The sequence below is a fragment of the Psychrobacter sp. Arc29 genome, assembly GCF_041431175.1.
GTDB lineage: Bacteria > Pseudomonadota > Gammaproteobacteria > Pseudomonadales > Moraxellaceae > Psychrobacter.
In genome coordinates, this window is sequence record NZ_JASMRR010000001.1 from 203559 (window position 1) to 217895 (window position 14337).

Annotated in this window: 10 protein-coding genes; 8 read left to right on the forward strand and 2 right to left on the reverse strand. The window is 44.2% G+C overall.

What is annotated here, in order from left to right:
• Positions 1-195: 195 nt before the first annotated feature.
• Together QO189_RS00990 and QO189_RS00995 are read right to left on the reverse strand one after the other, a co-directional pair.
• Positions 196-1971 carry a sigma 54-interacting transcriptional regulator gene (locus QO189_RS00990; protein ID WP_371531152.1) on the reverse strand — a complete coding sequence of 592 codons (1776 nt, stop codon included), beginning with the start codon at positions 1969-1971 and terminating at the stop codon, positions 196-198.
• Positions 1972-2053: 82 nt separating this feature from the next.
• Entirely contained in the window at positions 2054-3424 is a 1371-nt protein-coding gene (locus QO189_RS00995; RefSeq protein WP_371531153.1) for a nitrogen regulation protein NR(II), read from the reverse strand.
• A gap of 135 nt (positions 3425-3559) precedes the next feature.
• Here QO189_RS00995 and rimO point away from each other — a divergent pair, with 135 nt between their 5' ends.
• The 8 genes from rimO (at position 3560) to bamA (ending at position 14248) form a co-directional block, all read left to right on the forward strand.
• Positions 3560-5155 carry a 30S ribosomal protein S12 methylthiotransferase RimO gene (gene rimO, locus QO189_RS01000; RefSeq protein WP_371531154.1) on the forward strand — a complete coding sequence of 532 codons (1596 nt, stop codon included), beginning with the start codon at positions 3560-3562 and terminating at the stop codon, positions 5153-5155.
• A gap of 172 nt (positions 5156-5327) precedes the next feature.
• Positions 5328-6053: a UMP kinase gene (gene pyrH, locus QO189_RS01005; RefSeq protein ID WP_093068829.1), complete on the forward strand. Its 726-nt coding sequence runs from the start codon at positions 5328-5330 to the stop codon at positions 6051-6053.
• A gap of 111 nt (positions 6054-6164) precedes the next feature.
• A complete protein-coding gene (gene frr, locus QO189_RS01010; RefSeq protein ID WP_238038451.1) occupies positions 6165-6719 on the forward strand; it encodes a ribosome recycling factor in 555 nt (184 codons plus the stop codon).
• A 281-nt stretch (positions 6720-7000) separates the two neighbouring features.
• Complete coding sequence (gene uppS / locus QO189_RS01015) at positions 7001-7759, forward strand: polyprenyl diphosphate synthase (RefSeq protein WP_371531155.1); 759 nt, start codon at positions 7001-7003, stop codon at positions 7757-7759.
• Between the two features lie 176 nt (positions 7760-7935).
• Positions 7936-8745, forward strand: a complete 810-nt coding sequence (locus QO189_RS01020; RefSeq protein ID WP_371531156.1) for a phosphatidate cytidylyltransferase — start codon at positions 7936-7938, stop codon at positions 8743-8745.
• A gap of 161 nt (positions 8746-8906) precedes the next feature.
• A complete protein-coding gene (gene ispC, locus QO189_RS01025) occupies positions 8907-10115 on the forward strand; it encodes a 1-deoxy-D-xylulose-5-phosphate reductoisomerase (protein ID WP_371531157.1) in 1209 nt (402 codons plus the stop codon).
• A gap of 73 nt (positions 10116-10188) precedes the next feature.
• Positions 10189-11565, forward strand: coding sequence for an RIP metalloprotease RseP (gene rseP, locus QO189_RS01030; protein WP_371531158.1), 1377 nt, complete (start codon positions 10189-10191; stop codon positions 11563-11565).
• A 262-nt stretch (positions 11566-11827) separates the two neighbouring features.
• Positions 11828-14248 (forward strand): outer membrane protein assembly factor BamA, encoded by a 2421-nt coding sequence (gene bamA, locus QO189_RS01035; RefSeq protein WP_371531159.1) that lies wholly within the window; start codon positions 11828-11830, stop codon positions 14246-14248.
• Positions 14249-14337: the final 89 nt, after the last annotated feature.

Below are 14337 nucleotides of genomic sequence, written 5' to 3' on the forward strand. Positions count from 1 at the left end.
AGCGATTAAGTTCAAACGCTATCTAGACAGTTAACTGATTCGGTAGTGCGTCTCAGTGGTTGGCTATTATATAGAGTTTGAATTTTTGGTCAACCCCTATTTGCGATTATTTTTAATTATTTTGCATTTATTTTTACGTATTCTTATAAATAATTGATATTAATGGCTTTTTAATATTGCGTTTTAAGCCTTTATTTACTCTTTGGATGGCACTCTGGGTGCAGAGATATCTAATTGCTGCAATTTACGGGTCAGGGTATTGCGCCCCCAACCAAGTAAGCTTGCTGCTTCTATCTTTTTGCCACCACTATGGTTGAGTGCTGCTGTCAATAAAACCCGCTCAAACTCAGGCGTGGCCGTTTGTAGAATATCAGTTTCGCCTGTATTGAGAGACTGCTCAGCCCAAATAGCGAGCGCTTTTTGCCAATTTGGACTGGCAGGAGCTTGAGTAACTTGATCATTTTGGTTGTGATTATTTTGGCTGTGATTATCCAAGTCATCGTTATTTTGCAGTTGAGGGTTCACTGTATTTGCTTGTGGTGACGAGTCGTGTTCTTGGTACAGCTCTGTGTCTAGAGGCGTGTTTTCTAATAGTTCTGGTGGCAAATCTGTCGCCATTACTGTATCACCAGTCGCCATTACTGTCAGCCATAGGCAGACATTTTCAAGTTGACGTACATTACCGCGCCAATCAAAGGTCTGCATCATCTGTAAGGCCGCAGGATGCAAATGCTTCGGTGTTGTGTTCATTTGCTCTGCTGCGGACTGCATAAAGTAGGTCGCTAACGCAGGAATGTCTTCGGGACGCTTGCGCAGTGGTGGTAGCGGTAGACGAATGACATTAAGACGATAAAACAAATCCTCACGGAAACGATTTTGTTTTACTAACTCTTCCAAGTTTTGATGAGTGGCGGCGATGATACGGACATCTACTTGGATCGGCTGCTGTCCACCAACACGGTAAAACTCACCATTGGCCAGTACGCGTAACAGACGTGTTTGGGTACTAAAGGGCATGTCGCCAATTTCATCCAAAAATAACGTACCACCATTAGCCTGCTCAAAACGTCCTTGTCGAGTTGTCGTTGCACCAGTGAACGCACCTTTCTCGTGACCAAATAATTCAGACTCAATCAAGTCATGTGGGATGGCTGCCATATTAAGTGCGATAAATGGTTGCTGTTTGCGCGGTGAGTGCTGATGCAAGGCGCTGGCAACCAACTCTTTACCTGTTCCTGACTCTCCGGTGATTAAGACCGAGATAGGGGACTGCGCCAATCTACCAATCGCACGAAACACGGTTTGCATAGCTTGTGACTGACCAATGATACCGCTCGGATTGCTATTAGCTTTAGAGGCAGTTGTCACGTCAGCTTTATTTTTGCTGTGTTTAGAGGAGGTATTGGCAGGTGTTTCAGGTTTTATATCACTGTCGGCGCGCGCGTCAGTTGTGGTTTGGGTATCGGACTCGTTCGAATAATGAGCTATCGCCATATTTGGCTGGTAGTTGATCGCTTTATAGATAGTGGCAACAGCATCATCTAGGTCAAAGGGCTTTGGCAAATATTCAAATGCACCGGTCTGATAGCTATTAATCGCAGAGGTGAGGTCTGAGTGCGCTGTCATAATGACAATCGGCATGTCCGGAAAGTACTGGTGTACCCAGTCACTAAATGACAATCCATCCATCATTGGCATACGAATATCAGTCAATATTACATCTGGCAGCTGTGTGGCTGACGCTTGCTGTTTTAGTGCATCATTGAGCCGAGTCCATGCTGCCTGCGCTTGGGTAAAACTGATAACGGTCAATCCAGCATCTTCAAACGTATCTGCCAATACCATACGCAGCGCTGCATCATCGTCGATTAACCAGAGCGTTGCAGGCTGATCGCTGGGTGCATTGTTGACGGTGACTATTGGAGAGTGTGAATCGCTTTTAAGGTTTTGGTTGTCACTGTATTGAGTCATGTATCGGGCCTAATGAGCAATTATTATTGTCGGTTTGGGATTGGATGTCTTACAATTTAGCAGTTTTATATCGCCATGTGTTCTATGATTCAGTGACGGGCTGGGTAAAAGGCAAATATAATGTAAAGCGTGTTTGTTTGCCGTTCGCCTCCTCTGTAGAGCTCACATCAATCATACCATGATGATGGCTGATAATATCTTGTACGATAGATAAGCCAAGACCAGTACCTGCTGCACGGCTGGTCACCATCGGAAAAAATATTTGTCCGATAAGTGCCGGATCAATGCCTGAACCATTATCAGTGATAGTGATTTGCAGCACTTGCTTGTGCTGCTGGCCGACAATCGTATGCTGAAAGGCAACGCGCGTTTGAATGTGCAAGGTTGGCTGATAGGCAGTCTCTCTATCGGTCTGCACGTCGGTTGATGGTAATTCCTTAGACGCAGAGAGCTTGTGCTGTTGTAGCGTTTGCTCAAACTCAGTCATAGACTCACACGCATTATTCATAATATTTAAAAATACCTGAATCAATTGGTCTTTGTCAGCACACAACTCAGGCAATGACAAATCATAATCTCTCTGTATCGTCACTTGTGGGTATTGACTGACTACCAAGGTCAAAACATGTTCTAGTGGTTCATGGACATTCAGCGTTTGCCAGTTTGGCAGCTGGTTTGAGCCAAGCAGCTGAGCAATCAGGTGCGTCAAACGGTCAGTTTCTGAGATGATAATGTCGGTATAGTTACGCAGCTTTTGATTCATTTTTTGCAAATCATCGTTTGTGCCAGCGCTAGTGTCTTGTGAGATACTGAGCGCGTTAGAATGACTATTGGCCGCCGTCGTATTCGCATCACTGAATTTAATAAACTGTCGCTGCAATAACTGCGCTGCACCCCGAATGCCCGCAAGTGGGTTTTTGATTTCATGCGCGACCGACCGTAGCATGTGACGAGCAACCGCATATTGCTGCTGCTGGCGCTGCTCCTCTGAGATGCGACTTTGACGGTCTTTGCCCCACATCTCGATAATAAAATACGACTGCTGCTCGTAGATAACAGGCGTCACGCTATAATCGACCGAAAGTAATAGGTTGCCATTCAAAGGCGTCTGGATGACGTGATCATGGTCAATGAAAGGCTGTTGGTAGTTTTGTGCTTGATTGAACCGCTCCGTCAAAGAGTAGAGGGGTTCATCCAGAGGTTTATTTTCACTATCATCACTGACATTGTCGATAGAAGCATTTTCTTTTAGTTTTAATTCATCGGGTGCCAATAGCGTCAAGATAGACTGGTTGATTAACCTCCCACTACTAATAGCCAGTAATTGCTCCGCTTGAGCATTTAAACGGGTTATCGATAACTGATCATTGACCCACAAAATAGCGGTGAATAGATGCTGTGATACGAATGCTAAATCAGGGGTAGTTTTGGTGGTGATAAAATCAGCAGTCATGGATAGTGCCCAGAAAAATAGGATGTTTGAGTCAATATTTAACCATAAATCAAGACTATAGAGCGGCAAAACTGGTGATTTTTGCAAAAAAAACGTACAATGCGCTCAGCCAATTTATCTCTAGCAAGGTCAGCCATGTCCAAAACTTCTACCGAGTCAGTGAACACGACAACGACAGCCCCTACGTCAGCCGTAAAAGACACTGCCACTATCTTTAATCCTGCAAAGCCATCAATACCGCAAGAGCAGAGTCAGACAGATGTCAGTCAAACACATACTGACCAGCCTTATCATCATAAAGCCAACCACAATCAAAACCGCAGTATTGCTCAAAGTAGCCACGCTACTTCAGCCTCGACGGCTAATGCAACTGCCGCGATGCCAGTGAGTGCAGCGCCAAAGATTGGGTTTGTGTCACTAGGTTGCCCCAAAGCCTTGGTGGATAGTGAGCGTATTATCACTGAGCTGAGCCGTGACGGTTATCAAGTCGCCAGCGACTATGACGGTGCTGATTTGGTCGTGGTCAATACCTGCGGCTTTATTGAGTCAGCGGTGCAAGAGTCGCTTGATGCGATTGGCGAGGCCATTAGCAAAAACGGTAAAGTGATTGTCACCGGTTGCCTAGGCAAAGAAGCGGACAAAATCCGTGAAATGCATCCTGCTGTACTCGCAGTGACAGGCGCGCATGCCTATGATGAAGTGATTACAGCCGTTGCACAGCACGTGCCAAGGCCAAATCGCAGCTTGGACGCCAACTACGATCCAAAAATAGATTTGATTAATGAAGCGGGTATCAAATTGACCCCAAGTCATTATGCGTATCTAAAAATCTCAGAAGGCTGTAATCACCGCTGTACGTTCTGCATTATCCCAAGCTTACGCGGTGATTTGGTATCGCGCCCGATCGATAATGTGATGAACGAAGCACTGGCGCTCAAAAAAGCTGGCGTGAAAGAATTACTTATCATCTCGCAAGACACCTCTGCTTACGGTCTTGATCTCAAGTATAAGACCAGTTTTTGGAACGGCATGCCGCTCAAGTCTAAATTCTATGACTTATGCCAAGCATTGAACGATTTGGGTATTTGGGTACGCTTGCATTATGTCTATCCGTATCCGCATGTAGACAAAGTCGTCGAGCTAATGGGTGAGAAGAAACTACTGCCTTATTTAGATATCCCTTTTCAGCATGCCAGTCATCGTATCCTAAAGGCGATGAAACGTCCTGCCCACAGCGAAAACACCTTGGCGCGTATTAAAGCGTGGCGTGATATCTGCCCTGATATCGTGATTCGTTCGACCTTTGTGGTTGGCTTCCCGGGTGAGACTGAAGAAGACTTTCAATGCTTGCTTGATTGGCTAGTAGAAGCGCGCCTTGATCGCGTGGGGGCATTTACGTATTCAGAAGTAGAAGGCGCGGTGGCTAATAACTTGCCTGACCATGTCCCTGAAGACGTCAAGCAGTCTCGCTATGAGCGACTAATGGCGCTGCAACAAGATATCTCAGCGCAAAAACTACAAGAAAAAGTCGGTAAAACCTTAATGGTATTGGTCGATGAGATTGATAGCGATGAGAATATCGCTATTTGTCGTAGTTATGCTGATGCGCCTGAAATTGATGGTCATGTCTATGTTGACGACATCACTGCTCAAGTTAAAGTAGGGCAGTTCCTAACCGTGACGATTGATGATGCCAGCGAATATGATCTATTTGCCAGTTATCAAGGCTAGGTTTTTGACAAGATATACGAGTGAAAATTGCCCAATGGCGGGCAGTTTTTGCTACAATTAGCGCAATTTAGCCTGTTTAATACGCTTGTCTTTAAGTGCAGCGTTACGGGCAAACTTGATTTGTGTTTTACCCATAATTTTCTTTATAATTTCATGATAATAAGGTGACCTCATGTCTGACAAAAACCCGCGTTACGCTCGTATCTTGCTAAAACTCTCTGGCGAAGCCTTGGCTGGTAGCAAAGACATGGGTATCGATACCGAAGTGCTCGACAAAATGAGCCTGTCTATCGCTCACTTGCGCGGACTAGGTGTTCAGGTTGGTATCGTGGTTGGCGGTGGTAACCTATATCGCGGCGCGCAATTACAAAAAGAAGGTTTGGTTGGCCGTGTGACGGGTGATCAGATGGGTATGCTAGCCACTGTCATGAATGGGTTGGCGATGCGTGATGCGCTTGAGCGCCGTAATATCAAAACGCGTTTGATGTCTGCATTACCAATTGGTGAAGTCACCGAAAGCTATAGCAGTCGTAATGCGATTCGTTATCTCAAAAATGGTGAAGTTTGTATCTTTGTTGCTGGAACAGGCAATCCATTCTTCACTACTGATACGGCTGCTTGTTTGCGTGGTATCGAGATTGAAGCTGGCTTGATTCTCAAAGCGACCAAGGTCGACGGCGTTTATGACAAAGACCCAAGCCTACATTCTGATGCCAAAAAATACGACGGCCTCACCTTTGATGAAGTGTTAGAGCAAAAACTTGGCGTGATGGATTTGACTGCTATCGCGCTATGCCGCGAGCATAACGTACCGCTACAAGTGTTTGATATGACCAAACCTAATGCATTATTAAATGTCATCATGGGTGAAAACGAAGGCACACGCGTTTTTCATTAATTAATTCCCTGCATTGATGTAGCGTTGATTGGTCACTTCAGAGAGTGGCTAATAACAAATATCCCAATAGAAAATAAAAAATTTGTCGATAGCGATAAATAAGGACACACAATGATTAAAGAGATTAAGCAAGACGGCGAAGCACGCATGCAAAAAACGTTGGAAGCGCTTGAGAGTACTTTCAGTAAAGTTCGCACTGGACGTGCACACCCAGGCATGTTATCAGGCGTGATGGTCAGCTATTATGGTTCTGATACACCGCTAAACCAAGTAGCCAGCGTGAACGTTGAAGACTCACGTACGTTATTGGTTCAACCGTTTGACCGTACGATGGTACAAGCGGTAGATAAAGCCATTCGCGAAGCAGACTTGGGCCTAAACCCGATGACAGCGGATGTGATTCGTGTGCCAATGCCAGCGTTGACCGAAGAGACTCGCCGCGATATGCAAAAACTTGCTCGCGGAGAAGCAGAGAGCAGCCGTGTGTCTATCCGTAATATCCGCCGCGATATGATGAATGATATCAAAGAGTTGGCCAAAGAGAAAGAAATCTCAGAAGATGATGAGCGCCGTGCTAACGATGACATCCAAAAAATCACTGACAAATACATTGAAACTATCGATAGCCGCTTAAGTAAAAAAGAAAGCGACTTGATGGAAGTTTAAGACGAGCATTTTTGCCATTCATCATTCATGGCAAAACTTGGTTCAGAGTATTATCTACATTTTAGCAGCCAATACCTTGCAGTTATTGGCTGTTTATTATGACATGGATAATATGATTTATTAATGTAAGTGCAGTTTACTGATATTTCTCAAATATACTTTAAGCTATAAAAATTTTGATCGCTAAGTTATGATAAATTTGTGAATTATTTACATGGCGCTTTTTAATCGCTACTGCACACGTTATTATTATTTTACCTTAACAATAAGCAAGTTTGCCTATGTCCACTTCAGCCGTTACGGCTCCTAACATTCTTCCTCGTCATATCGCTATTATCATGGACGGTAATAACAGATATGGCAAAGCCAATAATCTAGGTAAAGGTCAAGGTCACATAGCTGGTAAAACTGCGTTAGATCCTATCGTAGAATATTGTGTCGAGACTGGTATTGAAGTGCTGACTGTTTTTGCTTTCTCTAGCGAAAATTGGCAGCGACCACCTAGTGAAGTTGCACTATTAATGCAGTTATTGGCATCGACTATTCATGAGCAAATGCCGCGTATGAAAAAATACCGCATTCGCTTACGTTTTATCGGTGATCGCAGTCAGCTTAGTGAAGAATTACAAGCGTTAATGGTAGATGCCGAAGCAGAAACTGCATGCTTTGATGCCATGACATTAGTCATTGCGATTAGCTACGGTGGACAGTGGGATATTGCTCATGCAGCAAAACAGCTTGCGCAACAAGTGCAGGCAGGTGAGTTGAGAGCTGAAGATATTAGTGCAGAAATGCTCGGTGAGCAAGTACAACTGGCAGACGCACCAGCAGTAGACATGCTTGTTCGTACTGGTGGTGACTACCGAATATCGAATTTTTTATTATGGCAAGCGGCCTATGCGGAGTTGTTTTTCACGCCAACTTTGTGGCCAGATTTTGTGCCAGAAGAGCTGGCTTTAATGATTGCTGAGTTTGTACAGCGGCAACGCCGCTTTGGTAAAACCAGCGAGCAGGTAGGGATAGATCAGCATAGTCGCTGACGCAATAGTAGCCATAAAAATTCAGACAGTATTCTCTAGGTCGCTAATACCGCTTGCTTACGAGATGATAAACCGTTTTAATGAGGGTCAATGCTATTAATGGGCACAGGTCTATTAACTGTTATAATGCATTTTTTTTGACTGTACCTTCTTCATTATTATAAGGCTCGATAAGTATGTGGCAACGAATTAGAACGGCAATTGTTCTCGTTATTATCGTTGGTATTGCAATGTTTGCGAGCCAAACCCCTATTTTATTTGCACCACTTTTAGCCGTTGGCGTCATTATCGCAGCTCATGAGTGGGCGAAGTTGATGCCGAAGTGGCGTCAACCTATTGTCTTTGTGCTATTAGTTTTAGTGATAACTGTCCTATCGCTTATGTTTAAGGTGACTTGGTTATATTGGTGGACGGCCTCGCTTGTCATATGGCTGATGGCACTGTCTTGGGTGCGTGCATTCCCAACAAAGACAAAATGGTACGGAAAACATCTAGCGTTGTTGGGTGTGGTTATTTTGACAGCCTCTATTACTGCGATTTTTTACCTCTGGCAGCTATCAGCATGGTGGCTACTCTATGTATTTTTATTGGTCTGGTGTGCTGATAGTGGTGCTTATTTTGTTGGTCGCAAGCTTGGCCGCCGAAAAATGGCTCCCAATGTCTCACCCAATAAGAGTATGGAAGGATTGGCCGGTGGTTTGATTACAGGTCTACTGGTGGTCGTTGCGATCAGTGTGTTTAAGCTACAACTGACGGGCGCAGCGCTAGTCGCCTTTGTGGCTCTATCGGCGCTAACGATTCTGGCTTCTGTGCTTGGTGATCTTTTTGAATCAATGCTCAAGCGCCGTGCTGATGTCAAAGACTCTGGCACCATCTTACCAGGGCATGGTGGTGTACTTGATCGCATTGATTCATTGCTATCTGCAACTCCGATATTCGCGCTTGGCTTTTGGGCGATACAGCAGCTTGGTCTGATTGTGGTATAAGACAAAGTCACTTAGCTAATTTTATAATGTGATAAGTAAGCTAAGTGACCGTTTTAGCTAGTCTTTTACGACGGTTTTATTTATTACTATATAGCCTGATTATTTTTTAAACCTCATTTACTCTTTTCTCATTCTCTAAATATTAAATATCATAGGCATTAATGGTTATGACGCAACGCATCGCCGTACTAGGCGCGACAGGCTCGATTGGCGATAGCACGTTGGCAATATTAGCGGCGCAACCGCAATATTATGAAGTCTACGCATTGTCAGGCTACCATCGTTTAGATAAGCTGTTTACGCTCTGTCAGCAGTTTTTGCCTAAGCGCGTTAGCGTGCCAACAGCAGCTGTGGATGATTTTGCCAAAAGGCTCAAAGCAGCAGGAATTGATAGTGATGTAGTAGGGGGCGAGGAAGGTCTAGTAGATATAGCCACTGATTCACAAACTGATACTGTCGTTGCTGCCATCGTAGGCGCGGCAGGACTGCCTTCTACCTTAGCAGCAGCACGCGCAGGTAAGCGTATTTTGCTCGCCAATAAAGAAGCGCTTGTGATGGCAGGGCAGGTAATGATCAATGCGGTCAAAACACATAATGCTACGTTATTACCCCTCGACTCTGAGCACAATGCTATTTTTCAGTGCCTACCACTCGCTATTCAGCAAGACAACACCCAAATTCATCAGCCAAATCATGGTGTCCGTAAACTGTGGTTAACAGCCTCTGGTGGCCCATTTTTGCAGCAGTCTTTTGAACAGATGCAGCAAGCAACTGTTGCAGAGGCAGTCAAGCACCCTAACTGGTCAATGGGTCAAAAGATATCTGTCGACTCAGCCACAATGATGAATAAAGGACTTGAGCTGATCGAGGCTTGTCATTTATTTGATTTGCCTGAAAATAAGATAAATGTGGTCATTCATCCACAAAGTATCATTCACTCAATGGTAGAATATAGCGATGGCAGCTTTTTAGCACAGCTTGGCAGTCCAGATATGAAAACCCCAATTGCCCATGCGCTCAGTTACCCTAGCCGTATTGATAGTGGCTCGCAGCCATTAGATTTATATGCACTTAGTGGTTTGGAGTTCATCGAGCCTGATCTACAAAAATTTGCCTGTCTACGTTTGGCTCGTCAAGCAATGCAAGCAGGTACGCAGGCGACTATTGTACTAAATGCAGCCAACGAAATTGCAGTGGCGGCGTTTTTGGATGGACAAATTCGTTTAACTGACATTGCTGATATCAATGAGCGTGCCTTAAACGATATACAGCTGCCACCATTAAACGAAACGACTGACATAGAAGATATATTAGCCATTGACAAGATAGCGCGTCACCTTACTGATAAGCTTGTGGCAAAGTTGGCATAATCGTAGCCATCATTAGTAATAAATAGCCTCCTAGTTAAAAAATGATGCTAAGCAACAATACTGAGAAAAGATCATGACGTTTTTATTAACGCTTCTTGCGGCAATATTTGTCTTAGGTCCACTCATTGCCTTACATGAGTGGGGGCACTATATCGTGGCACGGATGTGCGGCGTCAAAGTATTAACATACTCTATTGGCTTTGGCCCTAAATTATTTGGTTGGACCAGCAAAAAAAGTGGCATCGATTATCGTATCTCAGCATTGCCACTCGGCGGCTACGTCAAGATGCTTGATGAGCGTGAAGGCAATGTCGCAAAAGATGAACAGCATCTTGCGTTTAATTATCAGCATCCGCTCAAGAAAATTGCGATTGTCGCCGCTGGCCCTATCATGAATTTCATCATTGCGATTGCGCTCTTTTGGGTGTTATTTATGACGCCGTCTGAGCAGTTGGCTACCAAAATCGGGCAAGTACTGCCAGATACCCCAGCTGCGATAGCGCAATTACCTATCGGTGATAAGATTGTTGCGATTGATGGGCACGACGTACAGACGTGGGAAGGTATCAACTATCGCCTTGCAGGACGTATGGGTGAGACGGATAATGTCAGCATTACCTTGCAGTCAGATGCTCCAACCAATCAGTCAATCAAAACCTATCAAGCACCAGTCACACAATTTATGCAGGGTGATGCACAAGGTAAAGATGCATTGACCAGCTTTGGTATGTTACCGTGGCAGCCACAGATTGCCCCGATTGTTGGTGAATTGGCGCCTGATGGTGCGGCTAGCCGTCAAGGTCTACAGGTGGGCGATCGTATTACTGCCATCAATAATCAAAACATTGACGATTGGATTAGCGCCACGCGTATTATTCGTGATAATCCCGAGGTCCTACTTGATTTTACTGTATTGCGCGATGACAAAACGGTGCAATTGCAGATTATGCCGCAAGGCAAAAAAGACAACTTGGGTAATGATTACGGACAAATTGGCGCCATGGTGGACCAGACTGAGATTGTTATTCCTGATGCCTACAAAACCACCGTGGTTTACGGCCCTGGCGAGTCATTGGTCAAGTCGTTCGAGAAGACTGAGCAGCTAGCCGTGATGACGGTAAGCTCGATGGGAAAAATGCTCTCAGGTATGATTGGTCTGGATAACTTGTCAGGTCCGATTACCATTGCCAAAGTTGCCAAGCAAAGCTTTGATATCAGTTGGCAGATGGTATTATCGACGGCTGCATTGATTAGCCTGAGTCTTGCTGTATTGAATCTTTTACCGATTCCAGTATTGGATGGTGGTCATATCGTTTATCATTTCATCGAACTGATTCGCGGTAAACCGCTCTCTGAAGGGGTACAAATGGTGGGGTTAAATATCGGTTTACTCTTACTGGCAGGTTTCATGGTGTTAGCAATTGGTAATGACATCAGTAGGCTGTTTTGATCGGTTAATGAGTAATATAATCAATAAAGCACGATATACTAATGGTTTAATGGCGCTTACGCTTTGATTGTTGCTATTATACGCAAGATACTTTGTGTCATAGCCTCTGTACTAATCGTAATTTTTAGTTTATTTTGTGATGCTTTTTATATAAAGTGTTCTGAGTCAGCCATGCATGGAGTTGCGACTTTGTGCAAATGGGCTGGACAACATGTGCTTTTTAACTTAACTTTAGCAAGTTTTTTATTGACGGATAGTGTTTATGCGTACGCCTTTATTTATGAGCGCGGCTGGGTTGCCGTTAGTTGTAGCGATGATGAGTATGCCGGTACAGGCTGCAGAATTTGTAGTGACTGACATCGGTTTCAATGGCTTGCAACGCCTAACCCCTGATAGCCTCTATCCGGTTCTACCTATTACGGTAGGAGATACGGTAAATGACAGTAGCTTAGCTGCCAGTATCAAGGCACTGTATGCGACTGAAAACTTTGCTGATATTCAAAGCCGTGTCGAAGGTGGCAATCTAAGGTTTGATGTTATTGAACGTCCAACCATTGCCGAAGTGAATTTTGAAGGTAACAAACTCATTCCTAAAGAAGGGCTTGAGCAAGGCCTTGGGAATGCTGGACTGTCTGTCGGTAATGTACTGAAGCAATCGACCCTGCAAGGCGTTGCTAATGAGCTGCAACAGCAGTATATCAGCCAAGGCTATTACAACAGTAATATTGAAGTAGATCAGACGGTACTTGATGGTAACCGCGTCAAGCTTGATGTACGCTTTATCGAAGGTAAGCCTGCTAAAGTTGTTGATATCAATGTGATTGGCAACAAACACTTTAGTGATGAAGAAATCAAAGATGTCTTTGCTGTAAAAGAATCATCATGGACACGCTTGCTATCAAAATCTGATCGATATGCGCAAGAAAAACTGGCCGCTAGTTTAGACAATTTAAAAGCATTGTATCAAAACGATGGTTATGTGCGTTTCGCAGTAGATAACGCGGTACTTAATATTAGTGAAGATAAACGTAGTGTGTTCATCGAAGTCAGTTTGAGTGAAGGTGAGCAGTATCAGTTTGGTGACGTCAATTTCTTAGGTAAGCCCACTTTTGATAATAACGAACTAAAAGAGTTGGTTACTTTTGCGCCTAATGAAAAATACTCACAAGCCAAACTGGATGAAACAACAGCCGCGCTCAAAAGACGCTATGGTAACGAAGGGTATTATTTAGCCCAAGTTAGACCAGTACCACGCATTAATGACGACACCAAAATGGTTGACGTGGATTATTATATCGATCCTGCACGTCCTATTTATGTTCGCCGTATTAACTTCACAGGTAATCTAAAAACTCAAGATGAAGTATTGCGCCGTGAGATGCGTCAACTGGAAGGGTCTCTTGCCTCTAGCGAAAAAATTCAGCTATCGCGTACGCGTCTTATGCGTACCGGTTTCTTCAAAGCTGTTAATGTTGACGTAAAACCAGTACCCAATCAGCCAGATCAAGTAGATGTCAACTATACAGTAGAAGAGCAACCTTCTGGTAGTTCAACGATTGCGGCAGGTTACTCGCAGAGCGGCGGTGTTACTTTTCAGTTGGATTTAACCCAAAATAACTTTATGGGCACTGGTAACCGCGTTAAAGCCGCACTATCACGTTCAGAGACACGCGATTCGTATAGCTTAGGATATACCGATCCATACTTTACAGAAAATGGCGTCTCGCAAGGCGTGAGTGCTTACTATCGCGAAACCAAATATGATGATAGAAACGTTAGTAATTACGTCACTGATGCCTACGGTGCTACGCTAAATTATAGCTACCCTGTGGATGAGACCAAGCGTGTCAGTGCTGGTCTGAATGTCGACAATACGACAGTACGTGGTGGCCGTTTCCTCGGCATATCAAACGCACAAGAAATTATCGATGACGGCGGTACTGTTGAAGACTTCACTGGGGATTTCGAAGGTCGTACTGGCTTTAAAAATGATTATCAGACTTACAACTTACTATTGGGCTGGGACTACAGCACACTAGATCGCCCAGTGTTTCCGACCAAAGGTATGAGCCACACTGTTGATGCTACCATTGGTCTTGGCGATTCTAGCTATCAGAAACTCGTTTATCGCGGCAACGTGTATTATCCGCTTTATAAAGACTGGATCGCGCGCGGTTATACCAAACTTGGCTATGGTAATGATTTGCCATTCTACGAAAACTTTTACGCGGGTGGTTATGGTTCAGTACGTGGTTATGAATCATCAACGTTAGGACCTAAGTCACAAGCTTATTATGATGCTATTAACGATCCCGCTAATCAGACGTATAGTACAGAAGAGGTTGGTGGTAATGCGTTAGTTAGTTTTGGTAGTGAGCTGATTTTGCCGATGCCGTTTAAAGGGGATTGGGCAGATCAAGTGCGTCCAGTACTATTTGCTGAAGGTGGTCAGGTATTTGATACGAGTGACAAAGAAGACCGTACCTTCGTTAATCCTGGCACCGGTGAGGATACAGGTGTACCACTATTGACCCAAGACAATAATTTCCGTTTTAGTGCAGGTGCAGGTGTGACTTGGTATACACCAATTGGTCCAATTTCACTTAGTTATGCCGTACCTTTTGGTGATAAAGAAGGCGACGAAACTGAAAAAGTCCAGTTCCAGATTGGTAATACATTCTAGATCGCTAATATCATCTAAATATATCTAATCGTTCTCAAATATTTGTCTAAGTAAGTTAGAATGTCATTAGTTCCCAGTAGGTCGTCAAA